This is a genomic window from Mesorhizobium cantuariense, assembly GCF_042647205.1.
GTDB lineage: Bacteria > Pseudomonadota > Alphaproteobacteria > Rhizobiales > Rhizobiaceae > Mesorhizobium > Mesorhizobium cantuariense.
Window position 1 is genome coordinate 6,492,073 of record NZ_JBHRVD010000001.1, and the last position, 19,417, is coordinate 6,511,489.

A 19,417-nucleotide genomic window follows, 5' to 3' on the forward strand; every position below is an offset into this window, starting at 1 on the left:
CGCTTCAGGATTCCTTGCAACCGTCGGCGCGCCCCTCACCTGCCTGCCCGTCCTCCGCAGCAGTCGCGGAAGGGGGTCCTTCCTCTCCCCCGTCGATCGGGGGAGAGGTGTCGAGCGAAGCTCGACGGAGTGGGGGTCGACCCTTGGGCGCAAGACGAGGCGATGCTTGCGCCTAGTGCCCTTCCTATGTCCGTTCGCGGCGGTTGCCAGGTGGTCCCCCACTCCGTCTCGGCTTCGCCGAGCCACCTCTCCCCCCTCCGGAGGGAGAGGAAGGAGCCTGGCTGGGGCGGCGCTGACATTGACGATCTGTCTTTCTGCTCAAGTCTGCAAGATGTGGCGCGCCCCACCTGAGTCGGGGGCGCGCCACGGGCGCAGGGAGATACGCCCTATTTCTTGAGCACGGCGTTTGCCTTCGCCGCCGCGTCTTTCAAGCCTGCCTCGGGGTCGCCGCCGAGATAGATCTTCTGCATGGCGTCCGACGTGATCTGGGCGACCTCCTCCCAGCCCGGAATGACCGGCGCGAAGCGGGCGTCGGGCAAGAGCGCGGTGAACGCCGCCAGATCGGCATTGTTGACGTAGTAGTCCATCTTGGCCTCTTCCTTGTTCACCGGCAGGAAGCCTTCGCCCTGCGTGAACTTGGCGCGCTGTTCCGTGGTGAACAGGAAATCGAGCAGCTTCCAGGCCTCGTCCTTGTTCTTGGAGTTCTTGAACATGATGATGGAATCGGTGACGCCATAGGTGCCGCGCGCGCCGGTCGGTCCAGCGGGAATGGCCGCCACGCCGTATTTCAGGTTCGGCGCCTCGTCCTTGATCTGGTTGGACAGGAAGGGTGCCGTGATCATCATGCCGACCTTGCCCTGCTTGAACAGGTTCTGCACGTCCTCGCGGTTGTTGGAGGTGACGCCCGGCTCTGTCAGGCCTTCGTCGATCATCGACTTGTAGAGCTTGGCCGCTTCAAGCGCGCCCGGTGTGCTCAGTCCGGAGGTGCCGTCCTTGTTGAGGATCTCGGTGCCCTGCGACCACATCGCATAGTAGTAGTAGACGTCGGTCTCGATCTCCTTGCCCTGCAGGCCGAAGCCGAAGGTGCCGGACCCGAGCGCCTTGATCTTGCGGGCGTCTTCCTGCAGCTCGGTCCAGTTGGCCGGCGGATTGGCGATGCCGGCCTTCTCGAACAGCTCCTTGTTATAGTACATGGCGCGCGCCGAGGCCGCGATCGGCAGGCCGTAGGTCTTGCCGTCCATGATCGAGGGCGACAGGAAGGTGTCGATGAAGCGGTCCTTGAAGTCGGGCTTGATGTAGCTGTCGAGCGGCTCGGCGACATCCTGCTGGACGAAGTCGATCAGCCAGCGGGTGCCGATGATCGACAGATCGGCATTGGTGCCGGCGGTGATGTCGGTGGTCAGCTTCTGCAGCAGCACATCCCACGGCACCACTTCGAACTTGACGGTGATGCCGGGGTTCGCCGCCTCGAATTCCTTCTTGACGTCGGCGAAATAGGGGGCGGTCTTGGCGCTGTACTCGGCGACGGTGACGCGCACCTCGCCAGCATTGGCCTGCGCCGCAAATGCCAGCATGCTCATTCCGGCCATCAGGCCGACAGTCCATTTTGCAAGGCTCATTTGATCTCTCCCATTTTGATTTTGCGCTGCGCGCCTCTTCGTTGCCGGGGCAGAAGATTTATGTGACTTTCCTACATTATCGATGATTTGAAGGCTTGCAAGCAGATTATTCTGTTGCTTAATTACATTTATGGGCCTAGGCCTTACACGATCTGTCAGAACTCTCGGAGGATAACGCACGGTGGTTTTGCAAGCCGAGTTCGAAGGCAGGGCCGAGTTCGAGGGCAAGACTGTCGTGGTGACGGGCGCTGGCGGCGGCCTCGGCACGGCCATCGTGGCGCTGATGGCCCAAAGGGGCGCCAGGGTCATCGGCTGCGACCAGTCGAGCGAGGCGTTGAACAGCCCGCAGCTTGCCTCCCGCCACGTCTTCGATCTTCTCGACAGGGCTTCGATAGAAGCGGCGATCGGCGCGCTCCTCGACCGGGACGGCGTGCCGGACATTCTCATCAACAATGCCGGCTGGACGCGGGCCGAGACGCTCTCCGCGCTCAACCCCGACAGGATAGAGCAGGAACTCGACCTCAACCTGACCGGTGTGATGACTTTCGCCGATCCGCTGGTCAGAGCGATGGCCGGGCGCGGCTCCGGCAGCGTCGTCTTCATCTCCTCGGTCAACGCAATCGCGCATTTCGGCAATCCCGCCTATGCCGCGGCCAAGGCCGGCATCAACGCCTATGCCAAGGCGATCGCCGTCGAGCTAGGCCGCAGCGGCCTGCGCGCCAATGTCGTCTGCCCCGGATCGATCCGCACCGCCGCCTGGGACCACCGCCTTGCCAAGGACCCCGAGATCCTCGGCAAGCTGCAGCGGCTCTATCCGCTAGGTCGCATCGTCAATGCTTCGGAAGTGGCGGAAGCCGTCGCCTTCCTTGCATCCGATCGCGCATCGGGCGTAACAGGCGTGGTGATGCCCGTGGACGCGGGGCTGACCGCCGGTTGCCTGCCATTCATCGACGACATTCTGGGAGCGTGAGCATGACCGACGTCGAGTTTCGCGACCTGTCGAAATCCTTCGGGCAGCACAAGATCCTCGAGAACATCAGCCTCGATATCAAGAGCGGCGAGTTCGTCGTGCTGGTCGGCCCGTCCGGCTGCGGCAAGTCGACCTTGCTGCGCATGCTGGCCGGCCTGGAGACGATCACCTCCGGCGACCTGTTGATCGGCGGCGTGCGCGCCAACGAACTGCCGCCGCAGCAGCGCAACATCGCCATGGTGTTCCAGTCCTATGCGCTGTTCCCGCATCTGAAGGCGTCGGACAATATCGGCTTTGGGCCGAAGATACGCGGCGAGGCGCGCACCGTGGTCGACGAGAAGGTCAAGAAGGCGTCCGGCGTCCTCAATCTCTTCTCCTATCTCGACCGCTATCCCCGCCAGCTGTCGGGTGGCCAGCGCCAGCGCGTCGCCATGGGCCGCGCCATCGTGCGCGAGCCGTCGGTGTTCCTGTTCGACGAGCCCTTGTCCAACCTCGACGCGCAACTGCGCGTGCAGATGCGCGTCGAGATCAAGGCGCTGCACCAGCGGCTGAAATCGACGATCGTCTATGTCACCCACGACCAGATCGAAGCCATGACCATGGCCGATCGCATTGTCGTGATGGACCGGGGCAGGATCCAGCAGGTCGGGGCGCCGCTGGAACTCTATGACCGGCCGGCCAACAAGTTCGTCGCCTCTTTCCTCGGCTCCCCGTCGATGAGCTTTGTCTCGGGTTCTCTCAAGACGACAGCTGAGAAAACCTGGTTCGAGTCGAGCGGTGGCGGGCGGCTTGCACTTGCCGGCAAACAGGTGCCGGCGGGCAGCGCGGTGGAAGCCGGCATCCGGCCCGAACATTTTGTCATCGGCGAGGCTGTCGACGCGATGGCGATCAGGGTGGATGTCGTCGAGCCCACCGGCTCCGAGACCCATGTCTATGGCGCCATCGGCACTGACACGGTGCGCGCCGTGTTCCGCGACAGGGTGCCGGTCAGGCCGGGCGACCTGCTGCCGGTGACCGTCGATCCCGGCAACGTCCATCTGTTCGACAAGGCGACGGGCCTGCCGCTATGAAAACACACGCATGAAGACGCCGGCCGACATCATCACGCGCCTGCAGCTGATTTTGCAGGACGGAACGAAGTCGGATCGCAGGCTGGCCGGCTTCGTGCTGGCCGACCTCGATTTCGTTTCCAAGGCGGCGATCTCGGAAATTGCCTTGCGCGTCGGTGTCAGCGAGCCGACGGTGACCCGGTTCTGCCGCAACCTCGGTTGCGAGGGCCTGCGCGATTTCAAATTCTATCTGGCGCAGGCCATCGCCATCGGCGGCCAGTATCTGTCGCCGGAGCCGTTGAGCCGCGACGTCCGCGAACAGCGCATCGCTTCCGCCATCACCGAAGCGGCGATATCAGCCATCCAGCGCGCCAGCGAAAACCTCGACATGACGACGCTGGTCGCCGTCGCTGCACGCATCGCCGTTTCCGGCAATGTGCTGTGCATCGGTTCCGGTGGTATTTCGTCGATGATGGCAACCGAAATGCAGAACCGGCTGTTCAGGCTGGGCGTGTCGGTGTTGGCGCAGATCGACGGACAATTGCAGCGCATGTACGCCGCCGTTGCCACGCCGGAGACCACGCTGATCGCCTTCTCTGTCTCGGGCTATGCGCGATCGGTCATCGATGCGGTGCAGGTCGCCCAGCAATATGGCGCCACGACAATCGCCATCACCCCGCCGGACTCCGCGCTCGCCAAGGTCGCCGACACGGTCATCCATTTCCAGTCGCTGGAAGACGGCAACATCTACAAGCCGACATCGTCGCGCTATGCGCTGCTGTCGATCGTCGACATGATCGTCACCTCGGTCGCCGAGACGCGCGGACCACGGGTCCTCGAGAATCTGCGCCGCATCAAGCAGAGCGTGAACACGTTGAAGGTCGACGACCCCCGTTTGCCGCTGGGGGATTAAACCATTCACCGAGGGCATTAGGAGCCGAGCCCCTCTATGCCTTTCGCCAACATCGCCGGATCACCTGAAATGCGCACGGTCTTCAGCCGAGCGGTGCCACCGGCGACAACCGAGACGGCGGACCCGGGCACGCCCAGCGCCTTGGCGATCAGCTTTTCAAGCGCATGATTGGCGGCGCCGTTTTCCGGCACGGCGCGGACGCGGGCCTTGAGGTGGCTTCGCCCGTCCGCTGACGTCTCGACGCCTTCGAGCCTGTCCAGTGCAGCCTTCGGTGTCAGCCTGACAAACAGGTCGACACCGTTCTCGCGCAGGCGAAACGGCGTGCTCATACTGTCATCCTGCTCACAGGACCAGAGGTGCCACCGTGGTGAGCAGGAACTGCCGAAGGAAGAACAGGACCAGAAGCAGGATGATCGGCGAGATGTCGATGCCGCCAAGATCCGGCATGAAACGGCGGATCGGCCGCAACGCCGGCTCGGTCAGCCGATAGAGCATGTTGCCTATGGAACCGACGAACTGATTGCGCGAGTTGACGACATTGAAGGCGTAGAGCCAGGAAAAGATCGCCGAGGCGATGATGATCCACCAGTAGAGGTCAAGCGCCATGACGATTGTTTGAATGAGGGCGAGCATGCCGGTCTCCAATTGTTGCCGACATGTAGCCATTGCGCGCCAAACCGGCAAGGGCCGCCTGCCATGGTGCGCCGGCACGGCTGCCGGGGACAGCGGATTTCGGCAAACCTCCGCCTTGACAGGAAACCGCAGCGCCCGATAAATGCGTCCATCCGCTGGACGGGGCTGTAGCTCAGCTGGGAGAGCGCGTCGTTCGCAATGACGAGGTCAGGAGTTCGATCCTCCTCAGCTCCACCAGCGGAATAATTATCCGCTCTCCGCGCCAATGCACTGCACGACGCTCGTCCTGGCTTGCCTGCGGGCGGTATTTGTTGTGCCAACGCGCCTTCGAAGGCCGCGCGCAATACTGCGCCTCCGTCTCGCGATATCTGACAAAACTGTTGTCAATTGGACTTATGGCGGAAGCTGCTCACAGATTGTTTGCGTTTTTTTTGGAAGCCGCCCCATTAGATTGGCGTTACCAAATCAGTTTTTCTGTGCGTTGTGACAAGGGCGTTTCGGCGGGGGGCGGCCGGAGACGCTATATGGATTTTCGAATCGAAATGAAGAAGCCGCCTGTGGAAGCAAAGACGTGTCAATTCGCGAGAATCTCGCTGCAAACCTCAGACGACTGTGCAAGGACCATGCCTCCGTAAGCGCGGTATGCCGCGAACTCGGGACCAACCGCACGCAGTTCGAACGCTACCTGCAAGGCCAGACGGTTCCAAACAAGGCCACCGCCAAGCTGATATGCGACTACTTCCGGATCGACGAAGCTGAACTGTACCGGGATCCCGGCGTCCCCGAACCCAGGGTGCGCGGCCTGCCGCCGGTGTCCGAGAGCCTGTTCAACCAGATGATTCGCCCGCCCAGTCCATCGATCGCTGGGGGCACCTATTTCACCTATTTTTCGATTCCCTCCCGGCCCGATCTCTTGATGCGATCGGTAACCTTCGTGCGGCGCGAAGCCGAGCTGGTCACCTTCAGAAGGGTCACCGGATGGTCGGAACGCCGGGGATCGACATGGGCGCGGGCGCGCGGCAACCACTACGGGGTGGCGATCTCGCGCCTGAACTGGATCTATTTCAGCGGCATCAATCGCCGCCAGACCGGCGAGCCGTCGCTGATCTCCGTGCAATGGGCTCCCATCTCCGAACCGGTGCTGACAGGCAAGGCCATGCTTCTGACGGAGGCGGGGCCGGCGTTCGTATCCGTCATCATGCGGCGCGACATGGCCAACATCCGCCCAAGGGATGCCATCAGCATGGCACATGTCATCAGGCTCGACGATCCTGATGTCGACCAACTGGTGGTCAGCCTCACCCGGGACGGGTTGGGCTAATCCCTTCGATCGCCGCGGCTTACGCTAAATAAGAATAAGCATATACCAAAAAAGCGTATGCTAGCGATAGTCTACTCTGTATCTGAATAAAATCGATATTTTACACTTTATCGCAAGGAAAGATAATTCAGCCGTTCGTCTTTCCCTCGCATCTTTACTACAATTTTAACAAACCATTAACTCTTTCGACCTTACCTTTCTTGCTGTAGATCCCGTTTTTGGGGGGTCTTTCAACGGATCCCAATGGGGTCAGGAAAGGGATGAAAATGGCCAAGAAAGTGAACACCGCTCCGAAGCTGACGATTGCCGCCGGCACGCAGACCGTCTTCTTTTCGCAGGGCATGCACTACAACAAGCGCTGAAGCCGTTCTGCGCCGGCGAGCGGTTCGCTTGTCGGCGCCTCGGCTCCGCAGATGGCATTCAGCATCATGAAAATGCGCTCTTCAAAAACGTTGGTTTTCTACCCCGGACCGAACAAGGTCACGGCCTGCAACTTCCTGACCAGAAGCGTGTTTGAATGCAGCCCGGAGATGGTCGGTCTTCTCGCTTCGTGGGACAAATGGGCGTCGACGGCGGATATCGCCCGCGCCCATGGGTGGTCGAAGTCCGAGTTGAAGGCAGTCGTTCCCCAGTTGCTCGATTTTTCCGCCCTGGTGACCGCCGGATCGCCGCTCGCCGAACAGGAGGAACAGTTCTCCGGACAATGGAGTTGGGGCCTTCCGACCGCGCTGATGCATTTCTGCGTCCAGGACAGCGAATACATGACCATCGAGCAAGCGGAAGAACGGCAGATCGAACGCGCCGGCCACACACCGCAGCCGGACCTGCTGCTCAAGAATTCCGCCGGCGCCATCCAGTTGCCGAACGCGCTGGAAGACAATGAGCTTCTCGCCTTGATGGCGCGGCGCCGCACCAACCGCACGGCGGCTCAGCCCACCATCACGGCCAAACAGCTTTCCGACTGCCTGTTCGCAGGGCTCGGCATCACCGGCGAGACCGCCAACTGCGTTGGCGCTCTGCCGCTTGGCATGACCCCTTCCGGCGGCGCAAGGAACCCCTATGAAGCCTATGTGGTCGCGCTCGGCGTCGATGGCCTCGAGCCCGGCGTCTACCACTATTCCGCCGCCGATCACGACCTTGGCAGGATTCCCGCAAACCATCTGCCCAAGATCTCCGAACTGGTCGGCGGGCAGGAATGGGCGGACGCCATGCCGTGCCTTGTCCTGCTTTGCGCGAAGCTCGATCGCACGATGTGGAAATACGAGGACGCCAATGCCTATCGTGTCGTGCTGATCGAGGCCGGCCATATCGGCCAGAACATCATGCTGGCGGCGACCAATCATGGCCTGTCGGCATGTCCGACGGCGGCGCTCAGTCATTTGGCGATCAAGCGTCTGCTCGGCCTCGATCGCCTCACCGACGCGCCCATCTATGCCTTGACCCTCTCGTCCCCGGCAACATGCCCGTCTTCGGCGGGTCAATCTATCAATTAGACGGCTCAGTATATTCTGTAACGCGTTCCCTAGGTACAACCAGAGACAGGAGCAGCACGTGCCAAATCAATCTTTACGCCAGTCGGAAATCGATAGTCTTCAATATATTTCGTCGATGACCAATGAGCTCGTGCAGATGGCGGAAGCAAGCCGTTTTCCCATGATCTCCTATCTGCTGGGCATGGCCTATGCAGAAGCCTTCGACGTTCTTCGCGGCGCACGGCCGGCCAGGCATGCGCAGCTCAGCGGCAACCCGCTGCACCCCAAGGCGCAGGCAAAAGACAATCGTGCTGCCCAGCCACGCAGAGCATAGCGACATGCAATCGTCAGGCGCATGCGCGGGGGCAGGTTCGGCCTCCCGGCCAAACCGCTGGGAGACGCTGTGCGCGTTGCAGAGCCTGCTGCCGCTGCTGAAAAAAGCCGCCACGGATCTGAACCGCGCCGACATGGTCTACTGGTTCGAACAGGCCGATGCCGAGGTCGCCAACATCATCCGGGGCCGGCCGACCGATGCGGCCGCCATCCCGGCCTTGATCGCATCCTGCCCGCAGAACCGGCACCCGGTCGCTCGGACCCAAAGCGGTTCAGGACACTGAACCTGCTCTAACCGTTTGTTTTCAAACAACTCCAGACGGGAAGCCGTTGCGCGCCTGGAATTGCCAAGGGGGACCTGCACATGAACATGATTGCCAACATCAGAGGCGTCGACGCCAGGGAAAGCATTTTCAGCCGGCTTGACGGCCTGATCGCCAGGCGACCGCCATCGCCGGACGCCGCGCGGATCGAGGCCCGCCAACTCGTCTCGATGGCAATTGCCGATAGCTGCCAGGCCGACAGTCTCTGGGGCGCGGTGGACGCCTTCCACGCCCATTTCGACTTCATGATGCAGACCATCGAGATCAACGGCGCCGATGACCCGAGCCTCAAGATCCTGCGCAAGAAATGCCGCTTCTATCTCGAAGAGGTCGAGGCCTTGTCGCTGAGCTATTGATCGACTGCAGTTCGCGCGACCAGCCGATAGCGCCACTTCAAATTGGATCGAGGCCTACTTCAATTGCGCAGGTTGAAGACGAACGGCGCCGTTCGGCTTTGGCGCCCCCCAAGTTCTGGCGGTGGTGCCGGCACGGTAGCTCCCTGGAGCACGGAAAGAGCCGCGCGATCGAGGGCGGTGTTGCCGGAGGAGCGGGTCAGCCTGGCAGAGAGGACCCGACCGGACGAGTCGACTGTAAACGTTACGTACGCGCTGCCCTCTGCGCGTTGGGCCCTGGCCGCGCTCGGATAGCGCGTATGTCGATTGATCCACGAGCGCAGCCTTGAATCCCATTTGCTGGAGTCGCCGGATCTCGACGCGGATTGTGCCGACTTCGGCGCGGCTGTCTTGGCCGCTGGTCTCGCATCGGCGCTGGCGGCGGCCACCGTCTTCGGCGGCGCAGCCTTCTCCTTCTTCGGCCGCGGCTTGGGCTTGTCGACAGGCTTTTTCGCCTTGGCCTCGACAGGTTTCTTGTCCTTGACCACCTCGACCGGTTTCGGCTGCGGCAAGGGAATGACGACGTCGGGGGCGACAGCCTCGACAATATCCGGCACCACCTCATCCGGCGGCGGCTGGTCGACCTGTTCAGCCACTTCGGTCTGGGTGGGTTCGGCCTCGTCTGGGGGAACGGCTTCCGGCTTTTCGACAACCGGCTCCGCCTTCTCGACCGGTTCTTCGGGCGTCGGCTCGGTCGTCGGTGTCGGCTCGCTCTGATCGGGCGTCACCGCGTCCAGGGCGGCAACCTGCTCCTCCACCGCCGGCATCATCACCATCGGCGCCATCTCGATCACCTGGGCCGGTGGCGGACCACCGTCTGCTTCGGTGACCATCGTGAAGCTCTGCACGGCATAGGCGACCGCGACATGCGCTCCAAGGACCAGCGCGGCCGCACCGGCCCACAAGCCAAGGTCGCGCCAGCCGAAGCGCGACAACTGGACCGTGGGCATGGCGGCCGCTTGCATCATGGCGCCGCCGCCGCACCAGTGGCTGCGGGCGTCGCCTCCAGGCCGACCAGCGCGATCTTCAGATAGCCGGCGCCGCGCAGCAGGTTCATCGCCTCCATCAGGTCGCCATAGGCGACCGCCTTGTCGGCGCGCAGGAAGATGCGCGTCTGCTTGTCGCCCTTTGTCCTGCCGTCCAGCGTCGCGGCGAAAGCCGGGCGCGGCACGCTATCGTTGCCGATCGCCAGCGTCAGATCGTCCTTCAGCGTCAGGAACAGCGGCGTTTCGGGCCGCGGCGCCGGCGTTGCGGTCGAGCCCGGCAGGTCGACATTGACATCCACCGTCGCCAGCGGTGCCGCGACCATGAAGATGATCAGCAGCACCAGGATGACATCGATGAAGGGGGTGACGTTGATCTCGTGGCTTTCCTCGAGATCGTCATCCATGGTCTGTCGGATTCTGCTTGCCATGCCGCTACTCCGCCGCCAGCGCCGTTGCCGGCGCGACGGTGCGGAAGTCGAGGTCGCGGCTGACCAGCCGTTCGACGCCCGCCGAGGCATCGGCGAGGATCTGCCGGTAGCCGGCTATCGAGCGGGCAAAGACGTTGTAGATGACGACGGCCGGTATTGCCGCAACAAGGCCCATCGCGGTGGCCAGCAGCGCTTCGGCGATGCCCGGCGCGACCACGGCGAGATTGGTGGTCTGCGCCTGCGAGATGCCGATGAAGGCGTTCATGATGCCCCAGACGGTGCCGAACAGGCCGACAAAGGGCGCGGTCGAGCCGATCGTCGCCAGCACGCCGGTGCCGCGCGACATGCGCCGCGATGCCGCCGCCTCAATGCGCGACAGGCGCGACGTGACCCGTTCCTTCAACCCGTCTCCCGAGACATGGTCGAGCGCGCCGGCCGAAAGGGCGGTCTCCTCCTCGGCCGCCCGCACCAGCAGCGCGCCGGGGCCGCCGCTGCGGTCGAGGGCGCGGCTGGCCTGCTTCAACGTGGCGGCATCGCCGATCGCCCGTACGGCGCGACGGATGCGCAGCTTGCCGCCAAAAATCTCCAGCGATTTGGCCAGCCATATCGTCCAGGTGACGAGGGAGGCAAAGGCCAGTCCGATCATCACCGCCTTGACGATGATATCGGCCGCCATGAACATGCCCCATGGCGACAGATCATGCGGCAAGGTCAGCCCCATTGCCGTCGAAGGCCCGGCCCCGGCCGGCGCAGTCGGCTGGCTGGCCGGCTGTGCAGGCGCCATCGTGGCCGGCGGGACGACTGCCGGTGCGGTGGGCGCCGGCGCAACGGGCGCTGGCGCGGCGGGAGCTTCGATCGCGGGCGCGCCACTAGCCGGTTGCTCCTGGGCGGCCGCGCTGCCGGCCGACAGGATGACGGATGCGACCAACGCCGCCAACAAACTAGTTCTCGACAACGGCTTCTTCCTTGTTCTCATAGCGGCCAGCCGCTTTCCATTCCCGCCGCCGCATCGCATCTCGTCACTGCACATAGCCGACGGGCTGGCCGGTGACTGGGTGTGCGAACACGCCCATCTCCACGCCGAAAATGCCTTTCAGCACATCGCTGCGCATGATTTCGCCGGGCGTGCCGCGCGTCAGCAGCTTGCCGTCCTTCAGCGCGATCAGCTCGTCGCAGTAGCGCGCTGCCATGTTGGGATCGTGCAGCACGACGACGACGCAAAGGTCGCGTTTGCGGCTGAGGTCCTTGACCAGCCCTAGCACCTCGACCTGATGGGCAATGTCGAGCGCCGAGATAGGCTCATCGAGCAGCATGACGCCGGCGTTCTGCGCCACCAGCATGGCCAGCCACGCGCGCTGGCGTTCGCCGCCGGACAATTCGTCCACCAGCCGGTCGGCAAAACCTTCCATGTCGGTCAGGGCCAGCGCCTCGTTGACATGCTGCCTGTCCTCCGCGCGGAAACGGCCAAGCGCGCCATGCCAGGGATAGCGCCCGAGCGTCGCCAGTTCGCGCACGGTGAGACCGGTCGCCGCCGGCGTCGTCTGCGGCAGATAGGCAAGCGCGCGGGCAAACTCGCGGGCGCCCCATTTCGGCAGCGGGCGGCTGGCGAAGGTGATGGCACCTGAGCTTGCCGGCTGCTGGCGCGCCATGAGCTTGATCAGCGTCGACTTGCCCGAACCATTGTGGCCGATCAGCCCGTAGACGCGCGAGCGCTCCAGTTCGAGCGAAACCGGACCGAGCAGCGTCCGCTCGCCGACAGCAAAGCGCACCGCATCGATTTGGAAGGCAGTCTGGGCATCAATTCCAGCCACGGTCATGGCTTTTCTCCAGTGCGGCGGCCCGCATTTCCAGATTCCGGCCTTCGGCAGCCGATGCCCGGTTGACTATGAAACATGACCTTACTAGTCAACATTGAAGATGACTGCAACGATCAACAAATCGTCGCGACCGTCAACATCGCGGCGAAATTCGGAAAAACAGGGGTGCACCGGATGATCACTGGACGGGGACCATTTTGGCGGGACGGGGTTGCGCGCAAGCGCCTGCTGATCGCAACGGTGTCGCTGCCGGCCCTGCTTGGCTGCAGCCTTGCAGCGGCTCAGGACACGGCAACCACGCTCGACCCGATCAACGTCCAGGAACGTGTCGAAAGCGCCTTTGGGCCGGTCAAGGGCTATGTCGCCACCAAGGGCTCCACCGGCACCAAGACCGACACGCCGCTGATCGAGACGCCGCAGTCGATATCGGTCATCACCAAGGACCAGATGGAAGCGCAGGCCGTCGACAGCCTGAACAGTGCGTTGCGCTACACGCCCGGCGCCACCGGCAATCTCTATGGCACCGACAATCGTGGCCTCGGGCTACAATTGCGCGGCATTTCGAACGCCAGCGGCGTCTTCTACAAGGATGGCCTGCAGCTCAAGGAGAGCAATTTCACGCTGTTCACCGCGCTCGATTCCTATGGCGCCGAACGCTACGAAGTGCTGCGTGGGCCAGCATCCGTGCTCTACGGCCAGGCCAGCCCCGGCGGCATCATCAACTATGTCAGCAAGCGGCCGACCGAGGAGAACCTGCGCGAGGTCGAATTCGGTGGCGGCAGTTTCAACCGATACGAAGGCAAGTTCGATTTCAGCGGCGCGGTGAACGCCGACAAGTCGCTGCTGTTCCGCCTGACTGGTGCCGCTCATATGGGCGACACGCAGACCGATTTCGTCAAGGACGACCGCATCTTCATCGCCCCGGCGATCACCTGGCAGCCCGATGCCGACACCAGCCTGACCATCCTCGCCAATTACCAGCGCGACCGCTCAGGCTGGGCGATGCAATATCTGCCGGCGGAGGGTACGATCACGCCGGCAAAGAACGGCCAGATATTGCCGAACAGCCGGTTTGTCGGTGAACCGGGTTTTGATTCCTACAACAACGATCAGGCGTCGATCGGCTACGAGTTCGAACACCGTTTCAACGAGACCTGGCAGGTTCGCCAGCACGCCCGCTACGTCTATCTCACCCACACCGAGGAAGGCGTCTTCGGCGCCGGACTGCTGGAAGGGGATCCTGAAAATCCTCAACCCGATGATCCGCCCTATGGCACCTATTCCCGTTATGCCGATGCCGGCGGCACCAAACTCAGTGGCGTCACCATCGACAACCAGGCGCAGGCCGATTTCGACACCGGACCGCTCACCCACACGCTGCTGATGGGCCTCGACTACAAGCGCTACACCTACCGCGACTATGCCTCCGAAGGTGCTGTCGACAACCTCGACATCTTCAACCCGGTCTATGGCAGCCCGGTGGCCGGTCTGACGCCCTACACCGATACCGACACCACCCAGCAGCAGGTCGGCCTCTATGCGCAGGACCAGGTCAAGCTCGGCAACTGGCGGCTGACGCTGGGTGGCCGCCAGGACTGGTCGGACTCGAAAGTCTACGACAATCTGGCCGGCGATTTCCTGGCCCCGCAGAAGGACAACGCCTTCACCAGCCGCGCCGGCCTCGTCTATCTCGCCGACAACGGCCTGGCACCCTACGTCAGCTATTCCGAATCGTTCCAGCCGGTGGCCGGCGCCGACAGCGACGGCAATCTGTTCGTGCCCGAAACCGGCAGGCAGTATGAGATCGGGCTGAAATATCAGCCCATCGGCTGGAACTCCTTCATCACCGTCTCGGCCTTCGACCTGACCCGGCAGAATGTCGTACGCTACGGCAATGAGGGCCGGCCCGACGATATGTTCCAGACCGGCGAGATCCGCTCGCGCGGCGTCGAACTCGAGGCCGTTGCCAGCCTCGATTTCGGCCTCGACCTGAGAGCGGCCTACACTTATCTCGACACCAGGATCACCAAGGCGACCTCTGTTGTTGATGATAACGGGAGTTCAATCAGCAACGAGGGCAATACGCCCTTCGGCGTGCCGACGCATTCCGCGTCGCTGTGGGCGAATTACACCTTCGGCAGCGGCCGCCTGGAGGGCCTCGGGCTGGGCGCCGGCGTCCGCTACGTCGGCTCGACCTATGGCGACGACGACAACAGCTTCAAGGTTCCATCCGCCGTGCTTGCCGATGCGGCCGTGCACTACACCTGGCAGAACGCCACGCTCAGCCTCAACGTCAGCAATCTGTTCGACAAACGCTATGTCGCCTCCTGTTTCTCATCAGGCTTTGGCTGTTTCTACGGCGAAGGCCGCAGAATCAACGGCGCGGTGAAATACACATGGTGATGCCGACGTGACCGGCCGAGCCAGGATGGCGCCGCTGACGCGCCGCCAGTGTCTTGCCGGCCTCGCCGCGACCGGTCTCGCTTTGCCGGGCGGCATGGCGCGCGCCGCCGCACCTGCCCGCATCGTCTGCCTGGAATGGACATCAGCCGAAATGGTGGTCTCACTCGGCCTGTCGCCGCTCGCCGTCGGCGACACCAGGGGTTATCACGACTGGGTGCAGGGCCCGGCATTGCCGCGGGCCACCATCGACCTGGGATCGCGCAGCGAGCCCAATCTCGAACTGCTCCGGGAATTGCGGCCGGACCTGATCGTTGGCGCCTATGGCTATGGCCTCGACGAGGGCAGCTTCACCAGCTTGGCCCCGACCTTCAACGTGCCGTTCTACAGCGGCAAGGCCCCACCTTACGCACAAGCGCAACAGGTGACGCTGCAGCTTGGCGACTTGCTTGGCCGCAGGACGGAAGCAGAAAACCTTGTTGAGCGCATCGAAGCCTCGATAGCGCAAGCCCGCGCCGCGCTGGAGCGGGCGGTGCAAAAACCGCTCTGCATCGTCAGCATGTTCGACGACCGCCATGTCCGCATCTACGGCGCCGGCAGCCTGCTGCAGGATGTCCTCGACCGGCTCGGCCTCGTCAACGCCTGGAGCGGCGCCACCAATGAGTGGGGCTTTTCGACGGTCGGCATCGAGGAACTGGTCGCCGTCGGCGAGGCGCAACTGATCTCGCTCGACCCGATCCCGCCGCACATCAGAATCCGGATTGCCCGCAGCTCGCTCTGGGCCAATCTGCCTTGCGTCAGGAGTGGCCGGGTGCGAACCATTCCGCCGGTCTGGCCGTTCGGCGGTCTTGCCGCCGCCGGACGTTTCGCCGAATTCATGGCAGCGGCATGATCGCTCAGGCAATGTCCCTGCCGCGACAACGCGACGGCATCGGCGCGCTCGTCCTGCTGGTGGCCGTGCCGACGGCCCTGGCGCTGGTGCTGACCGTCTTCGATCTCATCCACCTTCTGCCGACAGACCTGTGGTGGCTGGCGCTCAACACTCCCGACACATCCGATCCGGCACAGCTGCTCTATCGCTATGCCTTCCTGCCGCGTGTCGCCGTCAGCGCGCTGGCCGGCGCGGCACTTGGTCTGGCCGGCGTCATCATGCAGCATGTGCTGCGCAATCCGCTGGCCGAGCCGACCACGATCGGCACCAATGCCGGAGCGAGCCTCGCACTGGCCGCCGCCACCCTCTACGCACCATGGCTGCTGGAAGGGGGTCGCGAGGGCGTCGCGTTGGCCGGCGGCGCGCTCGCCACATCAGCCGTTTTCGCGCTGGCGCGCGGGCGCAGCTTCTCGCCGGTGTCGATCATCATTGCAGGCCTCGTCGTCAGCCTGACCTTCGGCTCGGCCGGCGCGCTGCTGATGGCGCTCAACCGCGAATACACCGAGGAACTGTTCATCTGGCAAAACGGCTCGCTGGTGCAGAATGGCGACGCGGCCGTCGTTGCTCTGGCGCCGTGGCTGCTGGCCGGCATCTGCGCCGCGTTCCTGCTCCGGCGCCCACTACGCCTGCTCGATCTCAGCGACGATGGCGCGGCGTCGCTCGGCGCCCGGCCGGCCGTCGTCCGCCTTGCCGGCATGGCAGTCGCTGTCTCGCTCAGCGCGCTGGTCGTCGCCGAGGTCGGCGTCATCGGCTTCGTGGCGCTGGCGGCGCCAGCGCTGGCGCGGCTGGCCGGAGCCCGCACGCTTGCTCGCCGCATGGTCTGGTCGCCGCTGATCGCCGCCGCCCTGCTCTGGCTCACCGACCGGCTGGTGCAGCATCTGCAGTTCGCCGCCGAAGTGCCTGCGGGCACCGCAACCGCCCTGCTCGGCGCACCACTGCTGCTGTTCCTGTTGCCACGGATGCGAACCGCCCTCGAAGGACAGGCGGACATCGTGTCGTCCGCGCGTCTGTCGAAGAACGGGCTGCCGTTGATCGCAGGCCTGTTGGTGCTGATCCTCGCGGTTGCAGTCGCCATCGGCTTCGGCCGCGGTGCCGACGGCTGGCACTGGGTCTCATCAGAGGATTTGACAGACTTGCTCACCTTGCGCGTACCCCGCGTCGCCGTCGCTCTCTCGGCGGGCGTCCTGCTTGCCGTTGCCGGCACGCTGATGCAGCGCATGACCGGCAACCCGATGGCCGCACCCGAAGTCTTGGGCATTTCCGGCGGCGCCTCTTTCGGCGTGCTGGCGCTGCTGCTGCTCAGCGACAGCTTCGACCGCTCGGCTATGCTCGGCGCGGCCTTGGCGGGCGCCTTGCTGGCGCTGGCGATCGTCGTGCTGGTCGGGCGGCGCAATGCACTGTCGCCGGAGCGGCTGCTGCTTGCCGGCGTCGCCGTGGCGACGGTCGCGTCCGCCTTCGCCGCGCTGCTTCTGGCCAGCGGCGATCCGCGCATGGATTTTCTACTCGCCTGGCTGTCGGGATCGACCTACCGCGCAACGCCAACCGATGCTTTCACCGCCGCAGCGGTCGCGGTCGCCGTCCTCGCACTGGCGCCGCTGACGGCGCGCTGGCTCGACATTATGCCGCTCGGCGAAACTGCCGCGCGTGGCCTCGGCCTGCGGCTTGGCCGCGTTCGTGCCATTCTGCTGGCACTCACCGCATTGGCCACCGCGACCGCGACATTGGTTATCGGCCCGCTGAGCTTCGTCGGCCTGATGGCGCCACACCTCGCCCGCATGCTCGGCTTCCGCCGCGCCGTGCCGCAGCTTCTAGCCTCGGCCCTCCTCGGCGGGCTGATCCTTGTTGCCGCCGACTGGGCCGGCCGAACGCTGATCTTTCCCTGGCAGGTGCCGGCCGGCCTCATCCCCGCCTTCGTCGGCGGTCCCTATTTCATGGCGCTGATATGGAAAGGCAGGCAATGAAGTCCGTCCTGGCATATTGCCGCCCTTGCGCTGCCGGTTGTAAGCAGCGCCCACCGATGACGGCCGGCGCGCTCACCGCGCCCATCAAGACAGCTTGCGGTTCACCTCGATGATCAGACGTTTCCTTTCCTACTACGCGCCCTGGAAGGGGCTGTTCGCGCTCGACTTCTCCTGCGCGGTGCTGGCCGGCCTGCTCGAACTCGGCTTTCCCATGGCGGTCCGCACCTTCGTCGACCAGCTCCTGCCGCAGCAGGATTGGACGCTGATCATCATCGCATCCGCCGGCCTGCTGGTGATCTATCTGCTCAACACCGTGCTGATGGCGGTCGTCACCTATTGGGGTCACATGCTCGGCATCAACATCGAGACCGAGATGCGGCGCAAGAGTTTCGACCATTTGCAGAAGCTGTCGTTCCGCTTCTACGACAACCACAAGACCGGCCATCTCGTCGGCGGTGTCACCAAGGACCTCGAGGAAATCGGCGAGATCGCCCATCACGGCCCCGAGGACCTGTTCATCGCCATCATGACCTTCGCCGGCGCCTTCGTGCTGATGTTCACGGTCAACATGCACCTGGCGCTGATCACGGCGGTGATCGTGCCGCTGATCGCCTGGGTGACGATGCGCTATGGCGACCGCATGGAGCGCAACTGGCAGGCGCTCTACCGGCGTGTCGGCGATTTCAACGTCCGCATCGAAGAGAATGTCGGCGGCATGCGCGTCGTCCAGGCCTTCGCCAATGAGGAGCATGAGCGCACCCTGTTCGCGCACGACAACCAGCGCTACCGCCAGACCAAGCTCGACGCCTACCGCATCATGTCGGCCAGCAATTCGCTGAACTATATGGGCATCAGGTTGATCCAGCTCGTGGTCATGATCGCCGGCAGCTATCTGGTCATCACGGGAGGCCTCAGCAATGGCGGCTTCGTCGGCTTCCTACTTCTGGTCGGCGTCTTCGTGCGGCCGATCGAGAAGATCAATTCGGTGATCGAGACCTATCCGAAAGGCATTGCCGGCTTCCGGCGCTACACCGAGCTGCTCGACACCGAACCCGACATCGCCGACCGGCCAAGTGCCGTGACTGTGAGCGGCCTCAAGGGCGACATCGAATATCGCGGCGTGAGCTTCGGCTATGGCGACGGCAAGCCGGTACTGAAGCATATCGATCTCACCATCCACGCCGGCGAAACCATCGCCTTCGTCGGACCGTCCGGCGCCGGCAAGACCACCATCTGCTCGCTGCTGCCGCGTTTTTACGAGGTCGGCACCGGTCAGATCAGCATCGACGGCATCGATATCCGCGACATGACGCTCGCCTCGCTGCGCGGCCAGATCGGCATCGTCCAGCAGGACGTGTTCCTGTTCGGCGGCTCGATCCGCGAGAACATCGCCTATGGCCGTCTCGGCGCCTCCGACGAGGCTATCACCGACGCCGCACGGCGGGCGCAGCTCGACAGCATGATATCAGGCCTGCCGGCCGGCTATGACACGATCATCGGTGAGCGCGGCGTCAAACTGTCCGGCGGCCAGAAGCAGCGGCTGGCGATCGCCCGCATGTTCCTGAAGAACCCGCCGATCCTGATCCTCGACGAGGCGACGTCGGCGCTCGACACAGAGACCGAGCGCGAAATCCAGAAATCGCTGGCCGAACTTGCCGAGGGCCGCACCACGCTGATCATCGCGCACCGGCTGGCGACGATCCGGGGCGCCGACCGCATCGTTGTCGTCTCGGAGTCGGGCGTTGTCGAACAGGGTTCGCACAGCGAACTGCTCCGCGCCGGCGGTGTCTATCGGCGCCTGCACGATGCCCAGCATCTGGTGTCGTCGCGCTGATACGAAACGGCTGGAGCAATTCCAGGGAAAGTGTG

Annotated in this window: 19 protein-coding genes and 1 tRNA gene; 13 read left to right on the forward strand and 7 right to left on the reverse strand. The window is 63.9% G+C overall.

The window, feature by feature from the left end; translation table 11 throughout:
* Positions 1 to 386 precede the first annotated feature (386 nt).
* Positions 387 to 1,619, reverse strand: a complete 1,233-nt coding sequence (locus tag ACFOJ9_RS31805; protein ID WP_378985034.1) for an ABC transporter substrate-binding protein — start codon at positions 1,617 to 1,619, stop codon at positions 387 to 389.
* Between the two features lie 181 nt (positions 1,620 to 1,800).
* On the opposite strand from ACFOJ9_RS31805, the gene ACFOJ9_RS31810 reads away from it, so the two are divergent.
* From ACFOJ9_RS31810 to ACFOJ9_RS31820, 3 genes are read left to right on the forward strand one after another with little or no spacing between them, the layout of a single operon-like run.
* Positions 1,801 to 2,589, forward strand: a complete 789-nt coding sequence (locus ACFOJ9_RS31810) for an SDR family oxidoreductase (protein WP_378985036.1) — start codon at positions 1,801 to 1,803, stop codon at positions 2,587 to 2,589.
* A 2-nt stretch (positions 2,590 to 2,591) separates the two neighbouring features.
* Complete coding sequence (locus ACFOJ9_RS31815; protein WP_378985038.1) at positions 2,592 to 3,659, forward strand: ABC transporter ATP-binding protein; 1,068 nt, start codon at positions 2,592 to 2,594, stop codon at positions 3,657 to 3,659.
* Positions 3,660 to 3,669: 10 nt separating this feature from the next.
* Positions 3,670 to 4,551, forward strand: a complete 882-nt coding sequence (locus ACFOJ9_RS31820; RefSeq protein ID WP_378985040.1) for a MurR/RpiR family transcriptional regulator — start codon at positions 3,670 to 3,672, stop codon at positions 4,549 to 4,551.
* Positions 4,552 to 4,568: 17 nt separating this feature from the next.
* Here ACFOJ9_RS31820 and ACFOJ9_RS31825 read toward each other — a convergent pair whose 3' ends face one another.
* Together ACFOJ9_RS31825 and ACFOJ9_RS31830 are read right to left on the reverse strand one after the other, a co-directional pair.
* Positions 4,569 to 4,880 carry a DUF167 family protein gene (locus ACFOJ9_RS31825; protein ID WP_378985042.1) on the reverse strand — a complete coding sequence of 104 codons (312 nt, stop codon included), beginning with the start codon at positions 4,878 to 4,880 and terminating at the stop codon, positions 4,569 to 4,571.
* Between the two features lie 13 nt (positions 4,881 to 4,893).
* Entirely contained in the window at positions 4,894 to 5,184 is a 291-nt protein-coding gene (locus tag ACFOJ9_RS31830) for a YggT family protein (protein WP_378985044.1), read from the reverse strand.
* Positions 5,185 to 5,345: 161 nt separating this feature from the next.
* Here ACFOJ9_RS31830 and ACFOJ9_RS31835 point away from each other — a divergent pair.
* The 6 genes from ACFOJ9_RS31835 (at position 5,346) to ACFOJ9_RS31860 (ending at position 8,989) form a co-directional block, all read left to right on the forward strand.
* Positions 5,346 to 5,421 (forward strand) — tRNA-Ala (locus tag ACFOJ9_RS31835).
* 334 nt (positions 5,422 to 5,755) lie between these two features.
* The gene (locus ACFOJ9_RS31840) at positions 5,756 to 6,505 is read left to right on the forward strand and encodes a helix-turn-helix domain-containing protein (RefSeq protein WP_378985046.1); all 750 of its coding nucleotides are present in this window, start codon (positions 5,756 to 5,758) and stop codon (positions 6,503 to 6,505) included.
* A 434-nt stretch (positions 6,506 to 6,939) separates the two neighbouring features.
* A complete protein-coding gene (locus tag ACFOJ9_RS31845; RefSeq protein WP_378985048.1) occupies positions 6,940 to 7,998 on the forward strand; it encodes a SagB family peptide dehydrogenase in 1,059 nt (352 codons plus the stop codon).
* 58 nt (positions 7,999 to 8,056) lie between these two features.
* Positions 8,057 to 8,311 (forward strand): hypothetical protein, encoded by a 255-nt coding sequence (locus ACFOJ9_RS31850; RefSeq protein ID WP_013528973.1) that lies wholly within the window; start codon positions 8,057 to 8,059, stop codon positions 8,309 to 8,311.
* Between the two features lie 76 nt (positions 8,312 to 8,387).
* Positions 8,388 to 8,594, forward strand: a complete 207-nt coding sequence (locus tag ACFOJ9_RS31855; protein ID WP_378985050.1) for a hypothetical protein — start codon at positions 8,388 to 8,390, stop codon at positions 8,592 to 8,594.
* An 80-nt stretch (positions 8,595 to 8,674) separates the two neighbouring features.
* Entirely contained in the window at positions 8,675 to 8,989 is a 315-nt protein-coding gene (locus tag ACFOJ9_RS31860) for a hypothetical protein (protein ID WP_378985052.1), read from the forward strand.
* 59 nt (positions 8,990 to 9,048) lie between these two features.
* Here the strand turns inward: ACFOJ9_RS31860 and ACFOJ9_RS31865 are convergent, their stop codons facing one another.
* From ACFOJ9_RS31865 to ACFOJ9_RS31880, 4 genes are all read right to left on the reverse strand, one after another.
* On the reverse strand, positions 9,049 to 9,993 hold the full coding sequence (locus ACFOJ9_RS31865; protein ID WP_378985054.1) for an energy transducer TonB family protein: 945 nt from the start codon (positions 9,991 to 9,993) through the stop codon (positions 9,049 to 9,051).
* A complete protein-coding gene (exbD, locus tag ACFOJ9_RS31870; protein WP_378985056.1) occupies positions 9,990 to 10,439 on the reverse strand; it encodes a TonB system transport protein ExbD in 450 nt (149 codons plus the stop codon). The genes ACFOJ9_RS31865 and exbD overlap by 4 nt, the downstream gene beginning before the upstream one ends.
* 4 nt (positions 10,440 to 10,443) lie before the next feature.
* Positions 10,444 to 11,394, reverse strand: coding sequence for a tonB-system energizer ExbB (exbB, locus tag ACFOJ9_RS31875; protein WP_378985058.1), 951 nt, complete (start codon positions 11,392 to 11,394; stop codon positions 10,444 to 10,446).
* Positions 11,395 to 11,458: 64 nt separating this feature from the next.
* Positions 11,459 to 12,256, reverse strand: a complete 798-nt coding sequence (locus ACFOJ9_RS31880) for an ATP-binding cassette domain-containing protein (protein WP_378985060.1) — start codon at positions 12,254 to 12,256, stop codon at positions 11,459 to 11,461.
* 174 nt (positions 12,257 to 12,430) lie between these two features.
* Here ACFOJ9_RS31880 and ACFOJ9_RS31885 point away from each other — a divergent pair, with 174 nt between their 5' ends.
* From ACFOJ9_RS31885 to ACFOJ9_RS31900, 4 genes are all read left to right on the forward strand, one after another.
* Complete coding sequence (locus ACFOJ9_RS31885; protein ID WP_378985062.1) at positions 12,431 to 14,659, forward strand: TonB-dependent siderophore receptor; 2,229 nt, start codon at positions 12,431 to 12,433, stop codon at positions 14,657 to 14,659.
* A 7-nt stretch (positions 14,660 to 14,666) separates the two neighbouring features.
* Complete coding sequence (locus tag ACFOJ9_RS31890; protein WP_378985065.1) at positions 14,667 to 15,548, forward strand: ABC transporter substrate-binding protein; 882 nt, start codon at positions 14,667 to 14,669, stop codon at positions 15,546 to 15,548.
* An 11-nt stretch (positions 15,549 to 15,559) separates the two neighbouring features.
* The gene (gene fhuB / locus ACFOJ9_RS31895; protein ID WP_378985068.1) at positions 15,560 to 17,548 is read left to right on the forward strand and encodes a Fe(3+)-hydroxamate ABC transporter permease FhuB; all 1,989 of its coding nucleotides are present in this window, start codon (positions 15,560 to 15,562) and stop codon (positions 17,546 to 17,548) included.
* A 109-nt stretch (positions 17,549 to 17,657) separates the two neighbouring features.
* Positions 17,658 to 19,382 carry an ABC transporter ATP-binding protein gene (locus tag ACFOJ9_RS31900; RefSeq protein ID WP_378985071.1) on the forward strand — a complete coding sequence of 575 codons (1,725 nt, stop codon included), beginning with the start codon at positions 17,658 to 17,660 and terminating at the stop codon, positions 19,380 to 19,382.
* Positions 19,383 to 19,417 lie beyond the last annotated feature (35 nt).

What these genes read in the sequence shown, in the direction of transcription:
- ACFOJ9_RS31805 (WP_378985034.1), bottom strand. Translation starts at nt 1,619, where the DNA reads ATGAGCCTTGCAAAATGGACTGTCGGCCTGATGGCCGGAATGAGCATG.
- ACFOJ9_RS31815 (WP_378985038.1), top strand. Translation starts at nt 2,592, where the DNA reads ATGACCGACGTCGAGTTTCGCGACCTGTCGAAATCCTTCGGGCAGCAC.
- ACFOJ9_RS31820 (WP_378985040.1), top strand. Translation starts at nt 3,670, where the DNA reads ATGAAGACGCCGGCCGACATCATCACGCGCCTGCAGCTGATTTTGCAG.
- ACFOJ9_RS31825 (WP_378985042.1), bottom strand. Translation starts at nt 4,880, where the DNA reads ATGAGCACGCCGTTTCGCCTGCGCGAGAACGGTGTCGACCTGTTTGTC.
- ACFOJ9_RS31830 (WP_378985044.1), bottom strand. Translation starts at nt 5,184, where the DNA reads ATGCTCGCCCTCATTCAAACAATCGTCATGGCGCTTGACCTCTACTGG.
- ACFOJ9_RS31845 (WP_378985048.1), top strand. Translation starts at nt 6,940, where the DNA reads ATGCGCTCTTCAAAAACGTTGGTTTTCTACCCCGGACCGAACAAGGTC.
- ACFOJ9_RS31860 (WP_378985052.1), top strand. Translation starts at nt 8,675, where the DNA reads ATGAACATGATTGCCAACATCAGAGGCGTCGACGCCAGGGAAAGCATT.
- ACFOJ9_RS31865 (WP_378985054.1), bottom strand. Translation starts at nt 9,993, where the DNA reads ATGATGCAAGCGGCCGCCATGCCCACGGTCCAGTTGTCGCGCTTCGGC.
- exbD (WP_378985056.1), bottom strand. Translation starts at nt 10,439, where the DNA reads ATGGCAAGCAGAATCCGACAGACCATGGATGACGATCTCGAGGAAAGC.
- ACFOJ9_RS31880 (WP_378985060.1), bottom strand. Translation starts at nt 12,256, where the DNA reads ATGACCGTGGCTGGAATTGATGCCCAGACTGCCTTCCAAATCGATGCG.
- ACFOJ9_RS31885 (WP_378985062.1), top strand. Translation starts at nt 12,431, where the DNA reads ATGATCACTGGACGGGGACCATTTTGGCGGGACGGGGTTGCGCGCAAG.
- fhuB (WP_378985068.1), top strand. Translation starts at nt 15,560, where the DNA reads ATGTCCCTGCCGCGACAACGCGACGGCATCGGCGCGCTCGTCCTGCTG.
- ACFOJ9_RS31900 (WP_378985071.1), top strand. Translation starts at nt 17,658, where the DNA reads ATGATCAGACGTTTCCTTTCCTACTACGCGCCCTGGAAGGGGCTGTTC.